Origin of the sequence: Paracoccus thiocyanatus (assembly GCF_900156255.1) — a bacterium.
In the GTDB taxonomy this organism is placed as follows: domain Bacteria; phylum Pseudomonadota; class Alphaproteobacteria; order Rhodobacterales; family Rhodobacteraceae; genus Paracoccus; species Paracoccus thiocyanatus.
In genome coordinates this window covers 12,743-38,057 of sequence record NZ_FTMK01000021.1, presented here as the reverse complement: position 1 = coordinate 38,057, position 25,315 = coordinate 12,743, and the positions used below count along the sequence as shown (strand labels likewise).

26 protein-coding genes are annotated in these 25,315 nt (G+C 66.5%); 5 read left to right on the top strand and 21 right to left on the bottom strand.

What is annotated here, in order from left to right:
- Positions 1-14 precede the first annotated feature (14 nt).
- Positions 15-1,316: a D-amino acid dehydrogenase gene (locus F3H32_RS13975; protein WP_149766364.1), complete on the bottom strand. Its 1,302-nt coding sequence runs from the start codon at positions 1,314-1,316 to the stop codon at positions 15-17.
- Positions 1,317-1,597: 281 nt separating this feature from the next.
- Between F3H32_RS13975 and F3H32_RS13970 the strand changes: the two genes are divergently transcribed.
- The 4 genes from F3H32_RS13970 to F3H32_RS13955 are packed head-to-tail and all read left to right on the top strand — an operon-like array spanning position 1,598 to position 6,644.
- The gene (locus tag F3H32_RS13970) at positions 1,598-3,232 is read left to right on the top strand and encodes an MFS transporter (protein ID WP_149766363.1); all 1,635 of its coding nucleotides are present in this window, start codon (positions 1,598-1,600) and stop codon (positions 3,230-3,232) included.
- 48 nt (positions 3,233-3,280) lie between these two features.
- Positions 3,281-4,219 (top strand): ABC transporter permease, encoded by a 939-nt coding sequence (locus F3H32_RS13965; protein WP_149766362.1) that lies wholly within the window; start codon positions 3,281-3,283, stop codon positions 4,217-4,219.
- A complete protein-coding gene (locus F3H32_RS13960) occupies positions 4,216-5,025 on the top strand; it encodes an ABC transporter permease (RefSeq protein WP_149766361.1) in 810 nt (269 codons plus the stop codon). The genes F3H32_RS13965 and F3H32_RS13960 overlap by 4 nt, the downstream gene beginning before the upstream one ends.
- Entirely contained in the window at positions 5,022-6,644 is a 1,623-nt protein-coding gene (locus F3H32_RS13955) for an ABC transporter ATP-binding protein (protein WP_149766360.1), read from the top strand. The genes F3H32_RS13960 and F3H32_RS13955 overlap by 4 nt, the downstream gene beginning before the upstream one ends.
- A 204-nt stretch (positions 6,645-6,848) precedes the next feature.
- Here F3H32_RS13955 and F3H32_RS13950 read toward each other — a convergent pair whose 3' ends face one another.
- Positions 6,849-7,769, bottom strand: coding sequence for an L-malyl-CoA/beta-methylmalyl-CoA lyase (locus F3H32_RS13950; RefSeq protein WP_223191459.1), 921 nt, complete (start codon positions 7,767-7,769; stop codon positions 6,849-6,851).
- Complete coding sequence (locus tag F3H32_RS17945; protein WP_223191460.1) at positions 7,675-7,986, bottom strand: hypothetical protein; 312 nt, start codon at positions 7,984-7,986, stop codon at positions 7,675-7,677. Before F3H32_RS17945 ends, F3H32_RS13950 begins: the two co-directional genes overlap by 95 nt.
- On the opposite strand from F3H32_RS17945, the gene F3H32_RS13945 reads away from it, so the two are divergent.
- Positions 7,985-8,845: a D-amino-acid transaminase gene (locus tag F3H32_RS13945; protein WP_149766358.1), complete on the top strand. Its 861-nt coding sequence runs from the start codon at positions 7,985-7,987 to the stop codon at positions 8,843-8,845. The genes F3H32_RS17945 and F3H32_RS13945 overlap by 2 nt on opposite strands.
- An 87-nt stretch (positions 8,846-8,932) precedes the next feature.
- Here the strand turns inward: F3H32_RS13945 and F3H32_RS13940 are convergent, their stop codons facing one another.
- The 18 genes from F3H32_RS13940 to secY form a co-directional block, all read right to left on the bottom strand.
- Positions 8,933-9,865: a calcium-binding protein gene (locus F3H32_RS13940; RefSeq protein ID WP_223191458.1), complete on the bottom strand. Its 933-nt coding sequence runs from the start codon at positions 9,863-9,865 to the stop codon at positions 8,933-8,935.
- A 156-nt stretch (positions 9,866-10,021) separates the two neighbouring features.
- Positions 10,022-10,789, bottom strand: coding sequence for an amino acid ABC transporter ATP-binding protein (locus F3H32_RS13935; protein WP_149766356.1), 768 nt, complete (start codon positions 10,787-10,789; stop codon positions 10,022-10,024).
- A 12-nt stretch (positions 10,790-10,801) separates the two neighbouring features.
- A complete protein-coding gene (locus F3H32_RS13930; protein ID WP_149766355.1) occupies positions 10,802-12,253 on the bottom strand; it encodes an amino acid ABC transporter permease in 1,452 nt (483 codons plus the stop codon).
- A 1-nt stretch (position 12,254) separates the two neighbouring features.
- Positions 12,255-13,508, bottom strand: coding sequence for an amino acid ABC transporter permease (locus F3H32_RS13925; protein ID WP_149766354.1), 1,254 nt, complete (start codon positions 13,506-13,508; stop codon positions 12,255-12,257).
- A 115-nt stretch (positions 13,509-13,623) separates the two neighbouring features.
- Entirely contained in the window at positions 13,624-14,649 is a 1,026-nt protein-coding gene (locus tag F3H32_RS13920; protein ID WP_115754144.1) for an amino acid ABC transporter substrate-binding protein, read from the bottom strand.
- A 152-nt stretch (positions 14,650-14,801) separates the two neighbouring features.
- On the bottom strand, positions 14,802-15,512 hold the full coding sequence (locus F3H32_RS13915) for an ATP12 family chaperone protein (RefSeq protein ID WP_149766353.1): 711 nt from the start codon (positions 15,510-15,512) through the stop codon (positions 14,802-14,804).
- The gene (locus tag F3H32_RS13910) at positions 15,505-16,167 is read right to left on the bottom strand and encodes an HAD-IA family hydrolase (protein WP_149766352.1); all 663 of its coding nucleotides are present in this window, start codon (positions 16,165-16,167) and stop codon (positions 15,505-15,507) included. The genes F3H32_RS13915 and F3H32_RS13910 overlap by 8 nt, the downstream gene beginning before the upstream one ends.
- Positions 16,168-16,174: 7 nt before the next feature.
- Positions 16,175-17,221 (bottom strand): RluA family pseudouridine synthase, encoded by a 1,047-nt coding sequence (locus F3H32_RS13905; protein ID WP_149766351.1) that lies wholly within the window; start codon positions 17,219-17,221, stop codon positions 16,175-16,177.
- Positions 17,218-17,592, bottom strand: a complete 375-nt coding sequence (crcB, locus tag F3H32_RS13900) for a fluoride efflux transporter CrcB (protein WP_149766350.1) — start codon at positions 17,590-17,592, stop codon at positions 17,218-17,220. The genes F3H32_RS13905 and crcB overlap by 4 nt, the downstream gene beginning before the upstream one ends.
- Complete coding sequence (locus F3H32_RS13895; RefSeq protein ID WP_149766349.1) at positions 17,589-18,917, bottom strand: replication-associated recombination protein A; 1,329 nt, start codon at positions 18,915-18,917, stop codon at positions 17,589-17,591. Before F3H32_RS13895 ends, crcB begins: the two co-directional genes overlap by 4 nt.
- 61 nt (positions 18,918-18,978) lie before the next feature.
- The gene (locus tag F3H32_RS13890) at positions 18,979-19,569 is read right to left on the bottom strand and encodes an acyl-homoserine-lactone synthase (RefSeq protein ID WP_115754138.1); all 591 of its coding nucleotides are present in this window, start codon (positions 19,567-19,569) and stop codon (positions 18,979-18,981) included.
- A gap of 67 nt (positions 19,570-19,636) precedes the next feature.
- Complete coding sequence (locus F3H32_RS13885; protein WP_115754137.1) at positions 19,637-20,248, bottom strand: autoinducer binding domain-containing protein; 612 nt, start codon at positions 20,246-20,248, stop codon at positions 19,637-19,639.
- A 346-nt stretch (positions 20,249-20,594) separates the two neighbouring features.
- Positions 20,595-21,017, bottom strand: coding sequence for a 50S ribosomal protein L17 (rplQ, locus tag F3H32_RS13880; protein WP_115754136.1), 423 nt, complete (start codon positions 21,015-21,017; stop codon positions 20,595-20,597).
- A 109-nt stretch (positions 21,018-21,126) separates the two neighbouring features.
- Positions 21,127-22,143 (bottom strand): DNA-directed RNA polymerase subunit alpha, encoded by a 1,017-nt coding sequence (locus tag F3H32_RS13875; protein WP_115754135.1) that lies wholly within the window; start codon positions 22,141-22,143, stop codon positions 21,127-21,129.
- Positions 22,144-22,264: 121 nt separating this feature from the next.
- Positions 22,265-22,654 carry a 30S ribosomal protein S11 gene (gene rpsK / locus F3H32_RS13870; RefSeq protein ID WP_011747123.1) on the bottom strand — a complete coding sequence of 130 codons (390 nt, stop codon included), beginning with the start codon at positions 22,652-22,654 and terminating at the stop codon, positions 22,265-22,267.
- Between the two features lie 12 nt (positions 22,655-22,666).
- Positions 22,667-23,035 carry a 30S ribosomal protein S13 gene (gene rpsM, locus F3H32_RS13865; RefSeq protein ID WP_149766348.1) on the bottom strand — a complete coding sequence of 123 codons (369 nt, stop codon included), beginning with the start codon at positions 23,033-23,035 and terminating at the stop codon, positions 22,667-22,669.
- Positions 23,036-23,192: 157 nt separating this feature from the next.
- A complete protein-coding gene (locus tag F3H32_RS13860) occupies positions 23,193-23,855 on the bottom strand; it encodes an adenylate kinase (RefSeq protein WP_115754133.1) in 663 nt (220 codons plus the stop codon).
- Positions 23,856-23,891: 36 nt separating this feature from the next.
- The gene (gene secY / locus F3H32_RS13855; RefSeq protein WP_149766347.1) at positions 23,892-25,265 is read right to left on the bottom strand and encodes a preprotein translocase subunit SecY; all 1,374 of its coding nucleotides are present in this window, start codon (positions 25,263-25,265) and stop codon (positions 23,892-23,894) included.
- Positions 25,266-25,315 lie beyond the last annotated feature (50 nt).

Sequence of the window (25,315 nt, the reverse complement as noted above, 5' to 3'; positions counted from 1 at the left end):
CCTTGCGCCTTTCGTCAGGCGCGCGCCGCCTGCGCCCCCGTCAGGGGCGCCGCCCTGGCGCCGCGCAGATAGCGGGCATAGCCCAGATCCTCGGCCGCGATATCGGGTCCGCGCCCGGAAATCAGATCGGCGATCAACCGCCCCGAACCCGCCGACATGGTCCAGCCCAAGGTGCCGTGCCCGGTGTTGAGATACAGGTTCGGAATCGGCGTCGCGCCGACGATCGGGGTGCCGTCCGGCGTCATCGGCCGCAATCCGGTCCAGAACAGCGCCTGCCGCGCATCGCCTGCGCCCCCGAACAATTCGTCCACCGATTTCGCCAGCGTATCCCGCCGGCGCGGGTTCAGGCTCAGGTCATAGCCGGCGATCTCGGCCAGCCCGCCCACGCGGATGCGGTCGCCCAGCCGGGTGATCGCGATCTTGTAGGTTTCGTCCATCACCGTCGAGACCGGCGCGCGGCTTTCGTCGCGGATGTCGATGGTCAGCGAATAGCCCTTGAGCGGATAGATCGGCAGGCGGATACCCAGATGCCGCACCATCTGCGGCGAATGGGGACCCATGGCCAGCACATAGCGATCGGCGGTCAGCCGGCCGCGGTCGGTGCGCAGGGCGGCGATGCGGCCGCCCTCGGCCTCCAGCGCCTCGACGGTAACGCCCCAGCGGAAGGTCACGCCCGCCGCCTGCGCCATCTCGGCCAGGCGGGTGGTAAACAAGAAGCAATCCCCCGTCTCGTCCCCCGGCAGGCGCAGCCCGCCGACGATGCGGTCGCTCGCATGTGCCAGTCCCGGCTCGGCCCGGATGCAGCCGTCGCGGTCCAGGACCTCGAAAGGAACGCCGTCGGCCTTCAGCACCTCGATATCCTTGCCCGCGGCGTCAAGCTGCTGCTGCTTGCGAAAGAGCTGAAGCGTGCCCTGGCTGCGTTCGTCATAGCGGATGCCGGTTTCGGCCCGCAGTTCGGCCAGGCAATCGCGGCTGTATTCGGCCAGCCGCACCATGCGGCTTTTGTTCACCGCATAGGCCGAGGCGGTGCAGTTGCCCAGCATCCGCGCCATCCATGCGACTCGCGGCCAGTCCAGCCGCGGCTGCAAGACCAGCGGCGCATGGCGCTGGAACATCCATTTCAGCGCCTTCAGCGGCACGCCCGGCGCCGCCCAGGGCGAGGAATAGCCGGGAGAAATCTCGCCGGCATTGGCAAAACTGGTTTCCAGCGCCGGCCCCTGCTGCCGGTCGATCACCGTGACCTCGTGCCCGGCCTTGGCCAGATACCAGGCCGAGGTGACGCCCAGCACCCCGGCTCCAAGAACGATGACTTTCATTATTCGCGCGCCCCCCTGATCAAGTCGGGCACCAAAATACCAGCCAGTTCAGAAATGAAATCCCGATTTCGTGCTTGCAATGGCCGAATGATGGAAGAAACCTGCGATAATATGCGCCACTGTCGAATAAACATCGGCGTTTGGCTATAAAAGCGGAAGAACTGCGCCATCTGGAAAGAATCGCCCCGCCCCGATTGCAGCCGGGCGGGGCTGTGTCCTAAGCTCGCCCTCACCCCCCAGACGCGCCGCGTGCCTGCGCGCGCGCCCCCAGGTTTCAGGTCATGCCCATCCCTGCCCGCAAAAGCCCCTTCGCCCCGCTGCGCCGCCCCGACTTCCGCCTGCTGTGGTCGGCCACGCTGATTTCGAATTTCGGCGGGCTGGTCCAGGCGGTGGGCGCAGCCTGGATGATGACGCAACTGACCGATTCCGCCACGCTGGTTGCGCTGGTGCAGGCGTCGAACACGCTGCCGATCATGCTGTTCGCCCTGCTGTCGGGGGCCATGGCGGATATTTTCGACCGCCGCACCCTGTTGCTGGGGGCGCAGATCTTCATGGCCCTGGTCTCGGTCCTGCTGGCGGTTCTGACCTGGCAGGGCTGGATGACGCCGCTGCTGCTTTTGTCGTTGACCTTCCTGATCGGCGTCGGACAGGCGATCTACAACCCGCCATGGCAGGCAAGCATGCAGGACCTGGTCCCGCGCGAGGACCTGCCGGCGGCGGTCACGCTGAACTCGGTCGGCTTCAACCTGATGCGCTCGGTCGGGCCGGCGGTGGGCGGCATCATCACCGCCGCCTTCGGCGCGGCGGCGGCCTTTGGCCTGAATGCGCTGAGCTATGCCCCGCTTTTGGGGGCGCTGTTGCGCTGGCGGCCGGTCACGCCGGCCCGCACCACGACGCCCGAGCCCTTCGTCGCCGCGGTCGGCGCCGGGCTGCGCTATGTGGCGCTGTCGCCGAACCTGGTGCGGGTGCTGTCGCGCGGGGCGCTGTTCGGGTTTTCCGCCATCGTCGTGCTGGCTTTGCTGCCGGTGGTGGCCAAGCAGAACCCTTCGGGCGGATCGTTGCTGTTCGGGCTGCTGCTGGGTTGCTTTGGGCTGGGCGCCATCCTGGGCGCGGTGATCAATCCGCTGGTGCGCGAGCGGCTGGACAATGAAAACGTGGTGCGCGTCGCCTTTGCCGCCTTCGGCGGCTCGGCGCTGATGCTGGCGCTGACCGAAAGCACCTGGCTGCACGGGCTGGCCCTGCTGCCGGCGGGCGCAAGCTGGGTGCTGGCGCTGTCGCTGTTCAACGTCACCGTCCAGCTTTCGACGCCGCGATGGGTGGTGGCGCGCGCCCTGGCGCTGTACCAGACGGCGGTCTTCGGCGGCATGGCGGCGGGAAGCTGGACCTGGGGCGCGGTCGCCAACAGCTATGACCTGGACACGGCGCTGGTCGCGGCGGCGCTGCCGCTGTTTCTGGGCGCGGTGCTGGGGCACTGGCTGCGCATCCCGGAATTCGCCACCCTGGACCTGGACCCGCTGAACCGCTTCCGCGAGCCGGAACTGGCGCTGGACCTGCGCGGCCGCTCGGGGCCGATCATGATCATGGTGGATTACGAGATCGACCAGAAGGACGTGCCGGACTTCTTGCGCCTGATGGCGCTGCGCCGCAATGTGCGCCGCCGCGACGGGGCGCGCAACTGGGCGCTGCTGCGCGACCTGGAACACCCCCGGCACTGGACCGAAAGCTATCATATCGCCACCTGGGACGAATATGTGCGCCACAACCTGCGCCGCACCAAGGCCGATTTCCAGAACTTCGAGGATCTGAACCGGCTGCATCGCGGCCTTGCCCCGCCCACCGTCCACCGCATGATCGAGCGCCACACCGTCAGTCTGGACGACGACGTGCCGCTGATCGGCAAGATCGAGGTGCCCTGACGGCCAAAGCCGCTTTACCGGCGCGGCAAGCCACACTAGCGTCTGCCCATGCTGCGCTATGTGATCCGCCGCCTGATCTCGCTTGGCCTGAGCCTGCTTCTGGCCTCGGCGCTGATCTTTTCGGTGGTGGAGCTGGTGCCGGGCGACCCGGCCAGCTTCATGCTGGGCACAGGCGCGCAGCCCGAAACCCTGGCGGCGCTGCGCCAGCAGATGGGCTTGGACCTGCCCTTGCCGCTGCGCTACCTGCATTGGCTGGGGGGCGTGGCGACGGGCGACCTGGGCCACAGCTTCACCTACAAGACGCCCGTGGCGGGGATGATCCTGGACCGGATGCAGGTATCGCTGCCGCTGGCGCTGCTGGCCCTGGTGCTGGCGGCGGCGGTCGCGCTGCCCATCGGCATGTTCGCCGCCGCAAGGCGCGGGCGGGCGGGCGACACGGCGGTCATGGCGACGGTGCAGATCGGCATCGCGCTGCCGAATTTCTGGTTCGCCATGCTGCTGGTGCTGCTGTTCGCGGTGAACCTGCGCTGGCTGCCCGCCGGCGGCTTTCCCGGCTGGGACCATCCCGCCGCGGCGCTGAAATCGCTGCTGCTGCCCGCCGCGGCGCTGGCCCTGCCGCAGGCGGCGATCCTGGCGCGCGTCCTGCGCTCGGCCCTGGTGGACACGCTGGGCCAGGACTATATCCGCACCGCCCGCGCCAAGGGGCTGAGCGCGGGGCAGGCGCTGCGCCGCCATGCGCTGCGCAACGCGCTGATCCCCGTGCTGACCATCCTGGGGATGCAGTTTTCCTTTCTGCTGGCCGGGGCGATCATCATCGAGAACGTGTTCTACCTGCCCGGCCTTGGCCGGCTGATCTTCCAGGCCATCACCCAGCGCGACCTGATCGTGGTGCAGGGCGCGGTGCTGGTGCTGGTCGCGGCGGTGATCCTGGTCACGTTCCTGGTCGACCTGTCCTATGCCCTGGCCGATCCCAGGCTGCGCGCATGAGGGCGGCGCTGATCCTGGGCGCGCTGCTGTCCGGGCTGGCGCTGATCGGGGCGCTGGTTTCGTTCCTGTGGACGCCGGCGGACGTGACCCAGCTTGCCATCGCGCAAAAGCTGCTGCCGCCCTCGGGCCAGCATTGGCTGGGCACCGATCATTTCGGCCGCGACATGCTGTCGATGATCATGGTCGGCGCGCGCATCTCGATCGCGGTGGCGCTGGTGGCGGTCGGCATCGGCATGGGCTTCGGCGTGCCGCTGGGCCTGCTTGCCGCGGCGCGTGGCGGCTGGCTGGACGAGGTGGTCATGCGCGGCAACGACCTGGTCTTTGCCTTTCCCAGCCTGGTCATCGCCATCCTGATCACCGCGGCGCTGGGGCCGTCGGCGCTGAACGCGATCATCGCCATCGGCATCTTCAACATCCCGGTCTTTGCCCGCGTCACCCGCGGGGGCGCACTGCCGATCTGGACGCTGGACTATATCCGCGCGGCGCAGGTCGCCGGCAAGGGCGCGACCCGGATCAGCATCCAGCACATCCTGCCCAATATCGCCAACCTGCTGATCGTGCAGGGCACCATCCAGTTCAGCCTGGGGATTTTGGCCGAGGCGGGGCTGTCCTATGTCGGCCTGGGCGCGCAGCCGCCGACGCCAAGCTGGGGCCGGATGCTGGCCGAGGCGCAGACCATGGTGGCGCTGGCCCCGCATGTCGCCATCATCCCCGGCCTGGCCATCGTCGTGACGGTGCTGGGGCTGAACCTTTTGGGCGACGGGTTGCGCGACGCGCTGGACCCGCGGCTGCGCAGGTCGCCATGATCCAGGCGCGCGACCTTTCGGTCGAGATCGGGGCGCATGACATCCTGCGCGGCATCGACCTGGCGCTGCCGCCCGGCCGGATCACCGGGCTGGTCGGCGAAAGCGGCTCGGGCAAGTCGATGGCGGCGCTGGCGATCATGGGCTTGCTGCCCCAGGGCATGCGGGCCAGCGGGCGGGTGGACCTGGACGGCCAGAACCTGCTGGACCTGCCCGAGCGCGCGCTGTGCCGCATCCGCGGCAGGCGCATCGGCATGATCTTCCAGGAACCGATGACGGCGCTGAACCCGCTGATGACCATCGGCGACCAGGTGGCCGAGGTGCTGCGCATCCACCAGGGCCTGGACCGCCGGGCGGCGCTGGATCATGCCCGCGACCGGCTGGACCGCGTCGGCCTGACCACGCCGCGCTTTCCGCTGACGCTTTATCCGCATCAGCTTTCCGGCGGCCAGCGCCAGCGCGTCGCCATCGCTCTGGCGATCGCCCTGCGCCCCGACCTGCTGATCGCGGACGAGCCGACGACGGCGCTGGACGTGACCACGCAGGCCCGCATCCTTGACCTGCTGCGCGGGCTGGTCCGGGACGAGGGGATGGCGCTGCTGCTGATCACCCACGACCTTGCGGTGGTCGCCGGCATCGCCGACCAGGTGGCGGTCATGCAGCGCGGCGCCATCGTCGAGCAGGGCCCGACCGAGCAGGTCTTCCGCCAGCAGCGCCACGCCTATACCCGCGCGCTGTTCGCCGCCTCGACCCACCAGCCGCGGCTGGTGCTGCCCAGCACCGAACCGCGGCCGCTGTTGCAGGTCACGGGGGCGGTGCGCGAATACCCCCTGCCCCGCCGCGGCCTGACCGGGCGGCGCGAAAGCCTGCGGGCGGTGGACGGCGTCAGCTTTCGCATCGACGCCGGGGAATCGGTTGGGCTGGTCGGCGAATCCGGCTGCGGGAAATCGACGCTGACGCGGGCGATCCTGAGCCTTGACCCGCTGCAAGGCGGCGGCATCCGCTTCGAGGGACAGGATATCCGCGCCGGCCGCACCATGCCGCGCGCCTTGCGCGCCCGCATGCAGGCGGTGTTCCAGGACCCGTTCGGCAGCTTCGATCCGCGCTGGCGGGTCGAGCGGCTGCTGGCCGAGCCCTTTCACCTGACCGGCCGGCCCCGCGACTGGCGCGAACAGGTGGCCGAAGCCCTGTTCGAGGTCGACATCCCCGGCGATGCCCTGCACCGCCACATCCATGAATTTTCCGGCGGCCAGCGCCAGCGCATCGCCATCGCCCGCGCGCTGATCATCAAGCCGAGGCTGATCGTTCTGGACGAGGCGGTCAGCGCGCTGGACGTGCGGGTGCGGGCGCAGGTGCTGGACCTGCTGGCGCAGTTGCGGCGCAGCCACGGGCTGGCCTATCTGTTCATCAGCCACGACCTGTCGGTGGTGCGCCAGATCACCGACCGGGTGATGATCATGCAAAAGGGCCGCATCGTCGAAAGCGGCCCCACCCATGCGGTCCTGGACCGCCCGCAGCATCCCTATACGCAAAGCCTGCTGGCCGCGGCCCCGCGCATCCCGGCCGAATGGCAGGCACCGGCCCAGGCGGACAAGACCGCTGCCACGCCCGCGCCGTCATAGCGGCCGGTTGCGCGCATCCCGCGCGCGGGCCTGAAGCATTCGCGAATCCGGGCCGGTCAGCCACCGCCCGCCAAGGCGCTGGCGCCGAATGACAACAGGCCCTGCGCAGCCGCAGGGCCTGTTGCTCCTCCCCTGGCATGGCGGCCTGCCTCCCCGCATAGCCGCCCAGGTATCTCATGTGCCGGTCTGGCGTGTTCGATCTGCTCAGGCGCTGATCAATTCTGCCTGACGCACGATCACTTCTGCCTGACGAATCGACGCGATGTCAACCAGTCTACCTTTGTATACCGTCGCGCCGGCGCCGGTCCGCTTGGCTTCCTCCATCGCCGCCAGGATCTCGCGCGCCTCGGTCACGGCCTTTTCGCTGGGCGAGAAGACCTCGTTGGCCAGCGCCACCTGCTTGGGATGGATCGCCCATTTCCCGACCATGCCCAGCGTGGCCGAGCGGCGGGCCTGCGCCCGGAAGCCCTCGTCATCGCTGAAATCGCCAAAGGGGCCGTCCACCGGCAGCACGCCATGGGTGCGGCAGGCGGCGACGATGGCGGTCTGCGCCCAATGCCAGGGATCGGACCAGTATTTCGCGCCCTCATGCAGCATGTAATAGCTTTCCTGGGTGCCGCCGATGCCGGTGGTGGCCATGCCCATGCTGGCGGCGAAATCGGCCGCGCCCAGGCTCATCGCCTGCAAGCGGGGCGAGGATGCCGCGATCTCTTCGACATGGGCGATGCCGGCGGCGGATTCGATGATCACCTCCAGCCCGATGCGCTTCTCGCGCCCCTTGGCCGCCTCGACGGCGCTGACCAGCGCGTCCACGGCATAGATGTCGGCGGCATTCCCGACCTTGGGGATCATGATCTGGTCCAGCCGCTCGCCCGCCTGTTCCAGCAGGTCCACCACGTCGCGATACCACCAGGGCGTGTCCAGCCCGTTGATCCTGACCGACAGGGTCTTGCCCCCCCAGTCGATGTCGCCGATGGCCTGGATCACGTTCTTTCGCGCCTGCGCCTTGTCATCGGGCGCCACCGAATCCTCAAGATCCAGGTTGACGACATCGGCAGCCGAGCCGGCCATCTTTTCGAACAGCGCCGCGCGCGAACCGGGTCCGAATAGCTGGCAGCGATTCAGGCGGGCGGGCGCGGGCGGTTGCGGACGGAAGGACATGGCTTGCCTTTCGGTAAGGATGTTTCAAAACGATGCTGGGAAACTGATAGATAATTGCTGCGCCTGCATCAAGCTGATTTTGCAGCCGCGAAAACCGCGTCATCCCCAAGCCCGTCTTGACGACCTGCGGCTTTCGGCGCAGGACCGCCTTGGCAAGCCCCTGGGACAGGAGAAACGACATGACCCGCACCGTCTATCTGAATGGCGACTACGTGCCGGAAACCGAAGCCAAGGTCTCGATCTTCGACCGCGGCTTCGTGATGGGCGACGGCGTCTATGAAGTGACGAGCGTGCTTGACGGCCGGTTGCTGGATTTCCCCGGCCATGTGACCCGGCTGACCCGGTCGCTGGCGGAACTTGGCATGGACAACCCGCTCAGCGACGAGGAATGGCTGGCCGCGCATCGCAAGCTGCTGGAACTGAACGACGTGACCGAAGGCATGGTCTATCTGCAAGTCACCCGCGGCAATCCCGGCGACCGCGACTTCGCCTATCCGCCGCAAGGCACGCCGCAGACCGTGGTCATCTTTACCCAGTCCAAGCCCGGTCTTGCCGACAATCCGCAGGCGAAAACCGGCATCCGGGTGATCTCGATCCCCGACCTGCGCTGGCACCGGCGCGACATCAAGACGGTGCAACTGCTCTACCCCTCGATGGCCAAGATGGAGGCCAAGCGCCAGGGCGTCGACGACGCCTGGTTCACCGAGGACGGCCTGGTGACCGAAGGCACCTCGAACAACACCTATATCGTCAAGGGCGGCCGCATCATCACCCGGCCGCTGTCCAACGACATCCTGCACGGCATCACCCGCGCCTCGCTTCTGCGCTATGCCGCCGAGGCGCAGATGCAGATCGAGGAACGCCCCTTCACCATCGCCGAGGCACAGGAGGCGGACGAAGCCTTCTCCACCTCGGCCTCGGCCTTCGTGATGCCGGTGGTCGAGGTGGACGGCGCCACGCTGGGCGATGGCCGGCCCGGCCCGGTCGCGACGCGGCTGCGCGAAATCTACCTGGAAGAATCGCGCAAGACCGCGATCTGAACCGCTTTCGGCCGGAAAAGACCCGCAAGGGGCGCGCAGGCCAGGCCCGCGCGCCCTTTTTTTTCCAAGGCCGCAAGCCGCGAAAGATCAGGACGCGGCGGCTTCGCGCAGCAACTCGATGCTGCCCACATTCTCGACCAGGACGTCGCGCAGGATGGCCAGGTCCTGGCCATCCAGGACGATGCGCACATCGTCGCCATCCTGGACAAGTTCATAGCTTTCCGCGCCGTCGTAATCCTCGGCCAGGGTAATGGTGATGCCATCGGCGCCGTCATGGACGATATCGGCGGCGCCGCCGGCATCGCTGCGCAGCATGATCGCATCGGCCCCCTCGCCGCCATCGACGATGTCGCCCGCGCCGGCATGGATGGTATCCTCGCCCTCGCCGCCCAGCAGCGTGTCGGGCCGCTCGGCGTCGGACGCGTCGGGCGACAGGATCAGGTCGTCGCCCTCTCCGCCGTCGATATGGACGGCACCGCCGTGATCCTCGATCCGGTCGTCGCCCAGCCCGCCCAGGATCGAATGCCCGCCCAGGTTGGTGACGATGGTGTCATCGCCCGAGCCGCCGTCGATCGTATCCGCCCCCTCGTCGGCGCCAAGGTCATAGGCGCCGTAAAGATCGTCATCCATGCCAAGATAGACCTCGTCGTCGCCCGGATCGGCGCTGACCGTATCCTCGCCGCGGCCGGTATAGATCAGGTCGTCGCCCGTCCCGCCATCCACTTGGTCGTTGCCGTTCCAGGTGTGGATGCCATCGTCCCCGGCGCCAGCCCGGACCGTATCGTTGCCGCCCGGCTCAATCCTCTTGTCTTCGTCCTGACCGTCCGCGAAGATGCTGTCGCCGTCATCCGTGCCCGATATGTCGTCGGCCTCCGCGCCGCCCTCGATCATATTGCCCCCCTCAAGCCGGGGATCAAGCGGTTCCCCCTCGGGCGCCTGGTCGTCATCGTTGCTCGCTACAACCGAGCCGATGCCGGCAATCGCCAGAAGGCCGAGCACAAGGAAAATGGTCTGGTTCATCGTAAAATCTCCGAAGCGGTCCGCGGCAGGATAGACCGGCGCTGCCGCAGCCCGCAACCGCCCCCTTGCGCATCTTCCGTGAAGAAATATCCCGCAGGGGGGGCCGCCGCGCCAGCGGCGGCGGGGGGACGCGAAGTCCCCCGGCGACCGCGCCGTTCAGTGCCCCAGGATCTGGGACAGGAACAGCCTGCTGCGCTCCGACTGCGGATTGTTGAAGAATTCCACCGGGGTGTTCTGCTCGACGATCTGGCCCTGGTCCATGAAGATCACCCGATGCGCGACCGCCTGGGCGAAGCCCATCTCATGGGTGACGCAGATCATGGTCATGCCTTCCTCGGCCAGGGCGATCATCGTGTCCAGGACCTCCTTGATCATCTCGGGGTCCAGCGCGCTTGTCGGCTCGTCGAACAGCATGATCCGCGGCCGCATGCACAGCGCCCGCGCAATCGCCACCCGCTGCTGCTGGCCGCCCGACAACTGGCCGGGATATTTATGCGCCTGGTCGGGGATGCGCACCTTTTCCAGGAAATGCATCGCGGTCTCCTCGGCCTCGCGCCGGGGGACCTTGCGCACCCAGATCGGTGCCAGGGTGCAGTTCTCCAGGATGGTCAGATGCGGGAAGAGGTTGAAATGCTGGAAGACCATGCCGACTTCGGACCGCACCTTGTCGATATTCTTCAGGTCATGGGTCAGTTCGGTCCCGTCCACGATGATCTTGCCGGACTGGTGTTCCTCCAGCCGGTTGATGCAGCGGATCAGCGTCGACTTGCCCGAGCCGGATGGCCCGGCGATGACGATACGCTCGCCCCGCCGCACCGTCAGGTCGATGTCGCGCAGGACGTGGAAGGTGCCGTACCATTTGTTCAGCCGGACGATTTCGATGGCGGCATCGGATTCGATGGCGGGGATCGCGGTTGTCTGCATGCTCACGCCTCCTTAACGGTGGTCATGCTTCAGCCGCCGTTCCAGATACATGGAATAGCGCGACATGCCGAAGCACAGGACGAAGAAGATCGCGCCGACGAAGATATAGGGCTCCCAATAGGCGCCCTTCCATTCGAAGCTGGCGCGGATGGTGTCGGACATGGCCTTGAGCGGGTCGTAAAGCCCGACAAAGACCACCAGCGTCGTGTCCTTGAACATGCCGATGAAGGTCGAGACGATGCCGGGGATGCTGATCTTCAGCGCCTGCGGCAGGATGATCAGCCGCTGCGCCTTCCAATAGTCCAGGCCCAGGGCGTCTGCGGCCTCGTATTGGCCCTTGGGCAGGCCCGCCAGCCCGCCGCGGATCACCTCGGCCATATAGGCGGCGGCAAACAGCGTCACCATGATGATCACCCGCAGGATAACGTCGAAATTCGTCCCCGGCGGCAGGAAATAGTTCAGCAGCAGCGAGGCTACGAACAGCAGCGTGATCAGCGGCACGCCGCGGATGAACTCGATGAACATCACCGCCAGCACCTTGATGACCGGCAGGTCCGACCGCCGCGCCAGCGCCAGGATCACCCCCAGCGGCAGCGAGAGCGCGATGCCGGCGACGCCGATGGTGATCGACAGCACGAAGCCGCCGAACTGGTCCGACGAAACCGGCTGCAAGCGCAAGGGCAGCACCCCCGCCAGCGCGGCGGCGAGAGGACCGGCCAGCAGCAGCCACCAGGCCGCGGCCGCCACGACCGCCAGGGCAAAGGCGAAAAGCCCGAACCGCGCCAGCCCGCGCCAGACCACGAAGCCCATGGCAAAACCGGCCAGCGCCATCGCCTCGGTCCATAGCGAGCCGCCCCAAAGCAGCCAGGCCGCGGCAAAGGGATAGACCAGGCTGGCCAGCAAGGCCGGGCGCGGCCGCGCCTCGACCAGCGCGGCCCAGCCCAGCATCGCCACCGCCATGCCGGCAAGCGCCGGCCCCGGCGCATCCAGCACCGCCGACACGACCAGCGTCAGCACCAGGGCCAGGCCCAGCACCACCCGCCGCGCCCTGGCGCTTTCGGAAAACAGCAGCGGGGCCAAAGCCAGGAACAGCAGGCCAAAGGCCAGGACCGGGCGCCAGTAAAGCGCCTGCGGATAGAAGCCGAACAGGAACTGGTTCCAGCGATGCTTGACCAGCGCGAAACAGGCGCCGGTGGCGCCCTGCCCCCAGGTCTCGGCGACGATCTGGCGGCATTCGGCCATGCTGCCGGCGTTCCAGACCGAATGCGTGAGCCACGGCCCCACGGCGCCGACCAGCAGCCAGACGATGCCCAGCCCGACCAAGGTCAGCGCGATGTTCAGCGGCCCCGAGAACAGGTTCTCGCGCAGCCACCTGATTGCGCCCGATTGCGCCAGCGGCGGCGGCTGGGGCGGCAGCATGGTTTCGCGCATGAAGGCGACGGTTTCGGAATGCGTGTCGCTCATCTCACCGCTCCTTCAGCCTGACGCGGACGTTGAAGATGTTCATCCCGGCCGAGATGATCAGGCTGAGCGCCAGATAGACCGCCATCATCAGCACCATCGCCTCCATCTCGCGGCCGGTCTGGTTCAGCGTCGTGCCGCCCAGCGTGCCGCGCAGGTCCATGTAGCCGACGGCGATGGCAAGCGAGCTGTTCTTGGTCAGGTTCAGGTATTGCGAGATCAGCGGCGGCACGATCACCCGCAGCGCCTGCGGCAGGATCACCAGCGACATGGTGCGGCGCGGGCGCAGGCCCAGGGCAAAGGCGGCCTCGGACTGGCCGCGGCTGACGGCCAGGATGCCGGCGCGCACGATCTCGGCGATGAAGGCGCCGGTGTAAAGCGTCAGCGCCAGCCACAGCACCACCAGCGCATTGTCCAGGTTGATGCCATCGGCAAAGTTGAAGCCGCGCAGCACCGGCGGGATCAGGTGCAGGCCGAAATACCAGGTCAGCAGCAGCACCGGCAGCGCGAACATCGCCAGGCTGATCCACCAGGTCGTCGGCCGCTTGCCGGTCTGGTCCTGCACCCGCCGCGCCCAGGACCGCAGCAGGCGGCGCCCGGCTAGGGCCGCGGCGATGACCACGGCAAAGGCGATGAACGCCCAACTTATCCCCTCGCGCCCCAGCGCCAGGGTGCCGGGCGGGTTGGTCATGCCGATCGAGGGGATGGCGGTATAGCGGTTGGTCGGCGCGACCATGTCGAACAGGATCATGCCGGCCGCCGGATTTTCGCCGCGATAGGCATTGGGGGGCGGCATGATCTCGGTAAAAAGCGCCAGGCAGACCAGGATCCACAGCAACAGCGGGATGTTGCGAAAGACCTCGACATAGACGGTCATCAGCCGGGCGATCAGCCAGTTCGAGGACAGGCGCAACACCCCCGCCACCACGCCCAGCACGGTGGCCGCGATACAGCCCAGCACCGAGACCAGAAGCGTGTTCAGCAGCCCGACCACGGCGGCGCGCAGATGCGTGTCGTCCGAGTTATAGGGGATAAGCTGCTGGGGAATATCGTATCCGGCCCGCCGGAACAGAAAGTCGAAGCTAAGCGTCTTGCCCAGGTCGGCCAGGTTTTTCAGCGTGTTGTCGATGATCCAGCTTGCCGCCAGCATCACCAGGATAAAGACGATGGCTTGCAGCGTCAGCGACCGATAGCGCCGGTCATAGATCAGCATCGACAAGCGGAACGGCGGATCAACCGCCCCCGTATAGGTGACCATGTATCAACCCCCTGTGTCCGGCACATGGATCGGGCCTTGGGCCTCTGGCTTGCCGGTTTTCGTTCTGGGGGCGCGGGGGCATGCGCCCCCGCATGCCCTTTCTTTTCAGTCGCGATTACCGGAAAGGCATCGCATACATCAGCCCGCCCTGGGTCCATTGCGCGTTCAAGCCGCGCGCCAGGCCGATGGGCGTCTGCTCGCCGATGGTGGCGGCGAAGATTTCTCCGTAATTGCCGCTGGCCTTGATGGCGCGGCGCGCCCATTCGGCGTCAAGCCCGATCATCTTGCCCAGCTCGTCGGTGGTGCCCAGCAGGCGCTGGACCTCGGGGTTGTTCGAGGATTTCGCCAATTCGTCGATATTGGCCGAGGTGACGCCGTATTCCTCGGCCGCGATCAGCGCGTAAAGCGTCCAGCGCGCGATGTCGCCCCAGTTGTTGTCGCCATGGCGCACCGCCGGCCCCAGGGGTTCCTTGGAAATGATCTCGGGCAGGATGATGTGGTTTTCCGGGTCGGCAAAGCTTGCCCGCGTCGCCGCCAGCCCCGAGGCGTCGGTCGTATAGGCGTCGCAGGCGCCGGCCATGTATTGCTGTTCGCCCTCGGCATTGCTGTCGATATTGACGGGCTGGTATTCCATGTTGTTGGCCTTGAAGTAATCGGCCAGGTTCAACTCGGTCGTGGTGCCGGTCTGGATGCAGATCGTGGCGCCGTTCAGTTCCTTGGCCGAGGAAACGCCCAGGTCCTTGCGGACCATGAAGCCCTGGCCGTCGTAATAGTTGATGCCGATGAAATCCAGCTTGAGATCGGTGTCGCGCTGAAAGGTCCAGGTCGAGTTGCGCGCCAGCACGTCCACCTCGCCCGAGGACAGCGCGGTAAAGCGGGTCTGGCCCGTCACCGGCACGTATTTGACCTTGGTGGCATCCCCCAGAACCGCCGCCGCCAGCGCCTTGCAATAGGACACGTCGAAGCCCGACCAGTTGCCATTGGCATCGGGGGCGGCAAAGCCGATCAGGCCGGTATTCACGCCGCAATTCAGCGCGTCGCGGGCCTTGACCTCTTTCAACGTGTCGCCTTCCGCGGCCAGCGCGCCCGAAGCCGCCAGCGCGACGGCGGTCACAGAGCCGAAGAATACAGATTTCTTCATTGATTTCCCCACTGTTGTAGCCGGTCTCGCCCAGAATGGGCCGTCGGAGGGACTGCCGGTGAGCCCGCATGAACAAGGGGCAATGCGCGCCCCCATCAGCGGTATTGTGCCGATAGGGGGCCATGCGTCAAGAAAGAACCCCGCGGCCGCTTTCACGCGCGGCTGAGATGCCAAAACCGTTCCGAATCGCGCAGCGCGGCCAGACGGTTTGCGGCGGCCTGGTCGGCCTCGTCGTCGCGGCCCCAGCGTTGCGCCTGAAATTCCTCGTCAATCCGGGACAGGGCATGGGCTGCGGCGGCGTCGATCCGGCCGCGAATGACCGCCAGCCCCAGGATCAAAGAGCCGGGGATCGTCACCAGGTCGTGCAGGGCAGTCAGGCCGAACGCGTCCAGGGCTGCGACTTCTGCGCGCAGTTTCAGCAGCATGGCGGCGTCCTGCGGCACCGGGATCACCCCATGGGTGATGCGCAGGGGGGCGCGAAGCACGGTCGCGGCCCAGTCGATCAGCGGATCCCAGCCCTCGGCCTGGGCGCGCACCAGCGCCTCGGGCGCATCGGCGCGATAGCACAGCAGGTCGGTGCCGCCATATTCGGCCAGGCTGTCCGCCACCGCGTCGATTTGCGGCGCGACCTTTTCCAGGGCCGAATTGGCGGCGCGGGTCAGCGGCATGGCGCCGGGGTCGATCACCTGGGGCGCCGCCTGCCATTCGTCCGCCACCGCCTGGGCCAGCGCCTGGGTCGGCAGGATCAGCGGCCGCTTGCCCGGCGTGCGCAGGGGGCGATCGTCCAGCAGCACGCCCCAGCCGCCCTGGTCGGCGCGGACCGTGGCGCGGGTCCAGAACCGCCTTGCCTTCCATTCACTCATCGGCCCACTCCAGCAGCGCGCGGGTCAAGGCGGGATAATCCGGCGCGATCATCTGCGCCCCGGCGGCATGCAGCTGTTCGACCGGGCAAAAACCCCAGCCGACCCCGAAACCGGCAACCCCGGCCGCCCGCGCCATTTCCATGTCAAAGGTGGAATCGCCCACCATGACCGCGCGCCCCGCCGCCACCCCGGTTTCCAAAAGCGCACTTTCCAGCATCGCCGGATGCGGCTTGGAGGGATGGCCGTCGGCCGATTGCCGGGTGACGAAGCGCCCGGTCAGCCCGTGCGCATCCAGGACCGCCGCCAGCCCGCGCGCCGGCTTGCCGGTGGCGATGCCCAAAAGCAGCCGGTCCCGCGCGGCCAGCGCATCCAGGCAATCCAGCGCGCCGGGATAAAGCGGCGGCAGCAGCCCCGCCGCGCGCGAGGCGATGAAGGAATCGCGATAGCCGGCCACGACGCGCTCGTGCAGGTCCGGTCCCGCCCCCGGCAAAAGCTGCGCCACCGCCACCGGCAGCGACAATCCGACGATGGACAGGATGCGCGCCGGCTCCATCTCGGGCAGGCCGGCGGCCAGCACGGCCTGGTTCATGGCCTGGGTGATTTCCTGCTGGCTGTCGACCAGCGTGCCGTCGATGTCGAAGATGACCAGTTTCATGACGGGGCTATGCGGTCTCGGCAAAGGGGTCTTCGGGCACGTCGTTTTCCGACCAGCCCAGCGTCTTCCAGGTGCGCGTCATGTGATCGGGCAAGGGCGCGGTGATCGAGACCGGCTTCTTGGTGATCGGATGCTCAAAGCGGATCATGCGCGCATGCAGGTGCAGCTTGCGGCTGATCTCGCCGCCCAATTGCGCGCCCCAGCCATCGCCCAGGTTTTCCTGGCCCGAGCCGCCATATTTGCCGTCGCCGACGATGGGGTGGCCGATCTCGGCCATATGGGCGCGCAGCTGATGGGTGCGGCCGGTGACGGGCACCATCGCCACCCAGGAAACGCGGCCCCCCAAGGCATCCAGCACGGCATAATCGGTATGGGCGCGCTTGGCCCCTTCGGTCGTCGCCAGGGCCGAGGGGTGGACGGCGATCATCTTCTCGCCCTCGCCGCCCCGGCCGCGGCCCGGCGCCTTGACCAGCCCGTATTTGATCGAACCCATGCGCGGATGCGGCACGCCGGCCACGGCGGCCCAATAGATCTTGCGGGTCAGCCGGTGGCGGAACGCCTCGGACAGCGCCCGCGCGATGCGGTCGGTGCGCGCCAGCAGCAGCACCCCCGACGTGTCCTTGTCCAGCCGATGCACCAGCTTCGGCCGGTCCTTGTAGCCGAACATCAGGGCCGCGGTCAGCCCGTCCACATGCCGGTCGCCCTGTCCCGAGCCGCCCTGCGAGGGCAGGCCCGGCGGCTTGTTCAGCGCGATGATATGCTCGTCGCGCCACAAGACGCAGGACTGGATCATCTCGGCATCGGACTGCTTGACCGAGGCTTTCGGCTTGGCAGGGGGCGGCGCGCCTTCGGGCAGCGGCGGCACGCGCACCTCTTGCCCGGCCTCGATGCGGGTATTGGCCTTGACCCGGCCGCCATCGACGCGCAACTGCCCGGTGCGGCACATCTTTTCCACCGCGCCCTGGGTCAGCTGCGGGAACCGCTTCTTCAGCCAGCGGTCGATGCGCTGCTCGCCCTCGTCCGCGCCGATGCGGATGGTCTGCACGCCGCTCATGCGAAAAGCCCCCGGCCCAAAGCCAGACCGGCCATCACCGCCGCCAGCGACAAAAGGACCGAGCCCGCGACATAGCCAAGCGCGGTGGCGGCGGCGCCGCGTTCCCACAGCGTCAGGCTGTCCAGGGCAAAGGCGGAAAAGGTGGTGAATCCGCCCAGGACCCCGGTCAGCAAAAAGGGCGCCAGGTGCTGGCCGCCCCGATGCGCCAGCGCCGCGGCCAAAAGCCCCATGGCCAGGCAGCCGGCGATGTTCACGGCCAGCGTGCCCAGGGGAAAGCCGGGGCTTAGCCGCCCGGCCAGGATATTGACCCCATGGCGCGCCGCGGAACCCATCGCCCCGCCCAATGCGACCTGAAGGAAAATCTGTGTCATGCTTTGTCCTCTGCCCGCCGCTTCTGACGCAGCCCGGCGAACCATTCAACGCGCTTTTTCAGATCACGCTCGAATCCGCGTTCGACGGGCAGGTAGAAGACCGGGCGCTTCATGCCGTCGGGGAAATAGTTCTGGCCGGAAAAGGCGTCCTCGGCATCGTGGTCATAGGCGTAGCCCGCGCCATAGCCCTGATCCTTCATCAGCCCGGTCGGCGCGTTCAGGATATGCGCCGGCGGCATCTGGCTGCCCGAACGCCGCGCCAGGTCGCGCGATGCCTTGTAGGCGGCATAGCCGGCATTCGACTTGGGCGCCAGCGCCAGATAGATCGTGGCCTGGGCCAGCGCCAATTCCCCCTCGGGCGAACCCAAGCGTTCGTAAAGCGCCCAGGCGTCCAGGCAATGGCGCTGCGCCGCCGGATCGGCCAGGCCGATATCCTCGATCGCCATGCGGGTCAGGCGGCGGGCCAGGTAGCGCGGATCCTCGCCCCCCTCCAGCATCCGCGACAGCCAGTAAAGCGCCGCGTCCGGGTCGCTGCCGCGCACCGATTTGTGCAGCGCCGAGATCAGGTTGTAATGCTCGTCCCCGGACTTGTCGTATTTCGCCGCCCGCCGCATCAGCCGCTGCGCCAACTGATCGGGGTCAAGCTTGCCCTTGACCTTCCAGGCCATCACCTGCTCGATCAGGTTCAGACAAGCGCGGCCGTCGCCATCGGCCATCTCCAGCAGCCGGTCGCGGGCCTCGCCGGTCAGCGGCAGGGCGCGGCCCAGTTCTTGCTCGGCGCGCTGCGCCAGGCGTTCCAGGTCGGCAAGGCTCAGCCGCTCCAGCACGATGACCTGGGCGCGGGACAGAAGCGCGGCGTTCAATTCGAAACTGGGGTTTTCCGTGGTGGCACCGACCAGGGTGATGGTGCCGTCCTCCATATGCGGCAGGAAGCTGTCCTGCTGCGCCTTGTTGAAGCGATGGATCTCGTCCACGAACAGCAGCGTGCCGCGGCCCTGGCTTCGGCGCAGGCGCGCGGCCTCGAACACCTTGCGCAGTTCGGGCACGCCGGAAAAGATCGCCGAGATCTGCACGAAGGCCAGTTCGGTTTCCTGCGCCAGCAGGCGGGCGATGGTGGTCTTGCCGACCCCCGGCGGTCCCCAGAGGATCAGCGAGGACAGGCTGCCCGCGGCCAGCATGGCCCCCAGCGGGCCATCGGGGCCAAGCACCTTGCCCTGACCCACGACATCGGCAAGCCGCGCCGGACGGATCCGGTCGGCCAAAGGGCGCGCCGCGGCGCGCGAAGATTCGCCCGAAGCGGGCGCGGAGTCAAAAAGATCAGCCATGCGGGCGACATGTTACGCCGCCCGCATCACCTGTGAAAGGCCCCCCTCCCCTGGCGGGGCATCAGTGCATCTTGCTGGCCAGGTTGATCGACACGCATTGGAAATAGCCGTCGTCGATCCAGACCACCGGGCCCATGGCCTGTGCGTCCAGCCCGCAGGGGCTAAGCCAGCGCGGCCAGGTCGAGGCGACCAGGCACAACAGCCGCGATGCGCCCAGCTCGCGGGCCGAATTGGTCATCTCGGCCACCAGGTTCACATGCACGCGGCGGCGTTCGCGCTGTGGGATGGTGTGGTCGACGAACAGGCGGCTGGCTTCCCAGGTGCCCGGCTCGACCGGCGCCGGCTCGTCCAGCAGGTTCTGCGGGATCGAGCCGCCCAGCAGGTCAAGCTGGGCGTCGCGGATCATATAGGAATACATGCCGCAGCGCGCGGTGGTCGGCGTCAGCCGGACCCCGGCCAGCACCCGGCCGGTCTGGTGGATGGCGACCCAGCGGCTCATGGGCGTGTCGTATTGATCGAACTCCATGTCGTCGGTCTGGGGCAGGTCCCAGCGCTTCTGGACGATGAAGCTTTGCTTGCGGGCGCGAAAGATGTTCGCGAACAGTTCGCCATGAATATGAAGGTTGGCAAAGGAAAGTGTGGTGGTCTGCATGGTCTTCTCCTGGGGTTCGTGGTGGTGGTGGCCCCCCAGGCATGAACCGCAGCGGCGGACGGTCCAGTTACAGCAAGCGGTAATCCTTGGCCCGTTGCAGCGCCTCGGCCGTCGTGCGCGCCATAAGTCGTTCGCGTGCCGAGATGAGACGTGCCTTGAATGCGCTTTCCGTTATACCAAGTTTGGCAGCCGCCGCTGCATGGCGATCCCCCTCTGCGATGCACCGAAGGGCCTCTTGCTGAGCCTTGGTCAGGCTCTCCGGCGGCTCCGTGATTTCGTGAAGCCGTCGTAGCGTTGCCGAGATCACCTCGATCTCGTCATCCGTGAATTCCCGCTTGTCATGGGCGAAAGCCGCGATGGTGCGCGACTTGATCGGCCCGTGCGCCACGACCAGCCCGTAATGCAGGCCGTGGTCGGCCGCGTCCTGAAGGATGGAAAACGGGTCGGGTATAGGCAAAACGCTCCACCGGCAGGCGCCGGTGGTCGAGAAGCCCCAGGCGATGGTGGGATCGCGCAAGGCATAGGCGCGTTCCGAATAGCGTTGCGCCCATTCCTTGTTATAGGTCTGGAACTGCATCAGCGGCGCCGCAAAGCGGATATGCAGCCCGATGAAATAGCCTGCCGGGGCCAGCTTTTTCAACCTGGCGAGTGCTGCATTGATTTCCGCGCGAGATGACATGGCTTTTTGGACAGATTGCGTTTCTACGGGTTACCAGGAAAAATGGCATGGATCACAGTCTATTCAAGCAATACCGTGACCGCGAGCGACGTTTTTCAAGCTGCCGTAAGGTAAACCTGCCGGCGACGCAAGTTCTGCGGCTTGGCCGTCTTTGGCCCCTGGACGCCTCCTTCCTGCAATTTCCATGAGTTTTCGGGGTGCGGCTACAACCATACCGCGAAAACTGGCCAGATGGCGCAGGCCGAACAGGACAAGAACGGCGCGGCACTGTTGCAAAAAAGCCCGCAACCCCAAAGGCGGTTGCGGGCTTATACGATCAGTTAACCCTAAGAAAGGGTTAAACTTCTTACGATTCGTCGGCTTCCGATTCGGCTTCCAGCCGGGCACGGTCGCCGGCGCCCTTGGCGCTGGTGTCGCGTTCGACGAATTCGATGATCGCCATCGGCGCCATGTCGCCATAGCGGAAGCCGGCCTTCAGGATCCGGACATAGCCGCCCTGCCGGTCCTTGTAGCGGGCACCAAGCACCTCGAACAGTTTGGCGACATGGCTGTCCTGCTTCAACTGCGAAGCCGCCTGGCGGCGGGCGTGCAGGTCGCCGCGCTTGGCCAGCGTGATCAGCTTTTCGACGATGGGGCGCAGTTCCTTGGCCTTGGGCAGGGTGGTCTTGATCTGCTCATGCTCGATCAGCGAGCCGGCCATGTTGGCGAACAGCGCCTTGCGGTGTTCATGGGTGCGGTTCAGACGGCGATAGCCGCGGGCGTGACGCATGATGTATCTCCTTTACGTCTTTTGCTTTGTCCGGCGGCCCATGCGTGCGGGCCGCTCTCCTTGGGGCGGGATATGCCCGGTCATGCGGGGGCGTCGCCGCCCCCGAAACTCAGAACTGGTCGTCGAAACGCTTGGCCAGGTCCTCGATGTTTTCCGGCGGCCAGTCCACGACGTCCATGCCCAGGTGCAGCCCCATGCCCGACAGCACTTCCTTGATCTCGTTCAAGGACTTGCGGCCGAAGTTCGGCGTGCGCAGCATCTCGGCCTCGGTCTTCTGGATCAGGTCGCCGATATAGACGATGTTGTCGTTTTTCAGGCAGTTCGCCGAACGCACCGACAGTTCCAGCTCGTCCACCTTCTTCAGCAGGCGCGGGTCGAATTCCAGCCCGTCCTCGGCATCCGAGCGGGTGGCGGTTTCCGGCTCGTCGAAGTTGACGAAGACCGAAAGCTGGTCCTGGATGATGCGCGCGGCATAGGCCACGGCGTCTTCCGGGGTCAGCGAACCGTCGGTTTCGACCTTCATGGTCAGCTTGTCATAGTCCAGCACCTGCCCTTCGCGGGTGGGCGTGACTTCGTAGCTGACGCGCTTGACCGGCGAAAAGATGGCGTCGATCGGGATCAGGCCGATGGGCGCGTCCTCGGGACGGTTCTTGTCCGCCGCGACATAACCCTTGCCGTTGGCGACGGTCAGTTCCATGTGCAGTTCCGCCCCCTCGTCGAGATGGCAGATGGCGTGGTCGCGGTTCAGGATGGTGATGCCGGCGGTTTCCTGAATGTCGCCGGCCTTGACCTCGCCCGGACCCTTGGCCGACAGCGTCAGCCGCTTGGGGGCGTCGACATCCATCTTCAGCGTCACGCCCTTGAGGTTCAGGACGATATCGGTCACGTCCTCGCGCACGCCGGGGACGGACGAGAATTCGTGCAGCACATTGTCGATCTGGACCGAGGTGATCGCCGCGCCTTGCAGGGACGACATCAGAACCCGGCGCAGCGCGTTGCCCAGCGTCAGGCCGAAACCGCGCTCCAGCGGTTCCGCCACGACGGTGGCCACGCGCGACGAATCGGCGCCCGGCTTGATTTCAAGCTGGGTCGGCTTGATCAGTTCAGCCCAATTCTTATGGATCATGCGTTTGCCTCCATACCAGTTGCCGACCCATGACCGATGGTCGGAAACGCCCGAGGTGAAATGCGAAAAGCGCGCCCCGCACGGGACAACCCCGCGCGGAACGCGTCAAAAACGTAACCGATCAGACCCGGCGGCGCTTCGGGGGGCGGCAGCCGTTATGGGCGATCGGCGTCACATCCCGGATCGCCGTGATGTTGAACCCGACGGCCGCCAGCGCGCGCAAAGCCGATTCGCGGCCCGAGCCGGGGCCCTGCACTTCGACTTCCAGTGTGCGGACGCCATGTTCCTGGGCTTTCTTGCCAGCATCCTCGGCGGCCATCTGGGCGGCATAGGGGGTCGATTTGCGCGAACCCTTGAAGCCCATGGTGCCGGCCGACGACCACGAGATCGCATTGCCCTGCACGTCCGAGATCAGGATCTTGGTGTTGTTGAAGGACGAGTTCACATGCGCCACGCCGGTGGCGATGTTCTTGCGTTCCTTGCGCTTGATACGGGTTTTATCGCGTGCCATGTCCGTTTCCCCTTATTTCTTCTTGCCGGCGATGGGCTTCGCCGGGCCCTTGCGGGTGCGGGCATTGGTATGGGTACGCTGACCGCGAACCGGAAGGCCGCGGCGGTGGCGCAGGCCACGATAGGACCCCAGATCCATCAGGCGCTTGATGTTCATCTGCGTCTCGCGGCGCAGGTCGCCTTCGACGGTGTGGTTGGCGTCGATGTATTCGCGGATCTTCAGAACTTCGGCATCCGACAGTTCGTTGACGCGACGGCTCGGCTCGATGCCGACGGCCGCCACGATTTCATCGGCGAATTTCGTGCCGATGCCGTGGATATAGGTCAGGGCGATCGGGACACGTTTCCCGGTCGGAATGTTGACGCCAGCAATACGAGCCACGCGTGTTTCCTTTTCCTTGTTGCGGTTCCGTAGTCCCGGAACCTTTTTTCACAACCAAAGACCCGAAAGCCATGCCTTCGGGCCTTGAAGCGACGCCCGGACCATCCAGGCGATTCTCTTGCGAGATGCTGCGGCTTACGGGATTCGCCGGCTGGGGTCAAGACCAGCGGGGAATCTTGTCCAGAACCTTGCCGATCTGCGCCCCGACCACGTCGATCTGGGCCAGGCCGTCGACCGGGGTCAGGTTGCCCTTGACGTAGTAATAGCCGATCAGCGGCGAGGTCTTCTTGTAATATTCCATCAGCCGGGTCTTGAGGCTTTCGGCATTGTCGTCGGCGCGGCGGCGCAGGTCGGTCGAGCCGCAGACATCGCAGACGCCCGGCTTCGCCGTCGGCTTGGTCGCGTCGTGATAGACCTCGCCGCAATTGCCGCAGGTAAAGCGGCCCGAGATGCGTGCAACCAGCGCCGCATCGTCCACCCGCATCTCGATCACGGCATCGACGCGCTGCCCCATCTCGGCCATCAGCGCCTGAAGGGCGTCGGCCTGCGCCAGCGTGCGCGGGAAGCCGTCAAAGATAAAGCCGTTGCCGCCCTGCCCCAGCTTTTCCCGGATCAGGCCGATGACGATCTCATCCGTCACCAGCTCGCCCCGATCCATCACCTCGGCCACGCGCTTGCCCATCTCGGTGCCCGAGCTGCGGGCCTCGCGCAGCATGTCGCCGGTCGAAAGCTGCACCAGCCCGCGCTCTTCGATCAGCCGCCGGGCCTGGGTGCCTTTGCCTGCGCCGGGGGGGCCCAGCAGAATGATGTTGATCGCCATGTCGTCCCTCTCCTACCCTATGTGCGGGTCTACCCTTTAACGGCGCGCCGGCGCCTTGCGGGGCTTGGCCGCCCCGGCCTTCCCACGCTTGCCGCGCAGCTGCGATTTCTCGATCAGACCTTCGTATTGATGGGCCAGCAGATGGCTTTGCACCTGGTTGATCGTGTCCATGACGACGCTGACCACGATCAGCACCGACGTCCCGCCGAAATAGAACGGAATCGCCAACTGGGCGCGGATGATCTCGGGCAGCAGCGACACAAAGGCCAGATAGGCCGAGCCGATCACCAGCACCCGCGTCACCACATAGGACAGGTAATCCTCGGTCCGCTTGCCCGGCCGGATACCGGGAATGAAGCCGCCCTGGTTCTTCAGGTTCTCGGCCACGTCCTCGGTCTTGAAGCTGACGTTGAACGTATAGAAATAGGTGAAGAACACGATCATGGCGCCGAAGAACAGCAGGTAAAGCGGCTGTCCGGGGCCGAAATAGGCCAGGACCGTGGACATGATCGGGCCGGTCTGGTTGCCCGAGAAGGTCGAGATCGTCACCGGCAGAAGCAGCAGCGAGCTGGCAAAGATCGCCGGGATGACGCCCGCCGGGTTGACCTTGATCGGCAGGTGCGACGATTGGCCGTCATAGACCTTCATCCCGACCTGGCGGCGCGGATACTGGATGTGGATCTTGCGCAGCGCGCGTTCCATGAACACCACGAAGGCGATGATCGCGATGACCATGACGATCACCCCCAGGATCACCGGCGTCGAGACGGCGCCCGAACGGCCCTGGGCCAGGAACTGCGCCAGGCTGCCCGGAATCTCGGCCACGATGCCGACGAAGATGATCAGCGAAATGCCGTTGCCGATGCCGCGCGCGGTGATCTGCTCGCCCAGCCACATCAGGAACATGGTGCCGCCGACCAGGGTGATCACCACCGAGGCGCGGAAGAACATCCCCGGCTCATGCGCCAGGTTGCCATGTTCCAGGCTGACGGCCAGGCCCCAGGCCTGGAACAGCGCCAGCGCCACCGTGCCGTAGCGGGTATACTGGTTGATCTTCTTGCGGCCCTGCTCGCCCTCTTTCTTGATCTGCTCCAGCGCCGGCACCATCGACGCCAAAAGCTGGACGATGATCGAGGCCGAGATATAGGGCATGATCCCCAGCGCAAAGACGCCCATCCGCCCCAGCGCGCCGCCGGTGAACATGGACAGGATGCCGCCGATGCCGGCCTGGGCTTCCTCCATGAAGTTGCGCAGGCTGGCGCCGTCGATGCCGGGCACCGGGATATAGGTGCCAAGGCGATAGATGATGAGAAGTCCGAGCGTGAACCAGATCCTTTGGCGCAACTCGGTCGCCTTGCCGAGCGCGCCCCAGGAAAGGTTCGCGGCCATCTGTTCTGCGGCTGACGCCATGCTTCGTGCCCCTTCGTGGCAGCGCCGCCGGATCGTTCCCCGATCCCGCG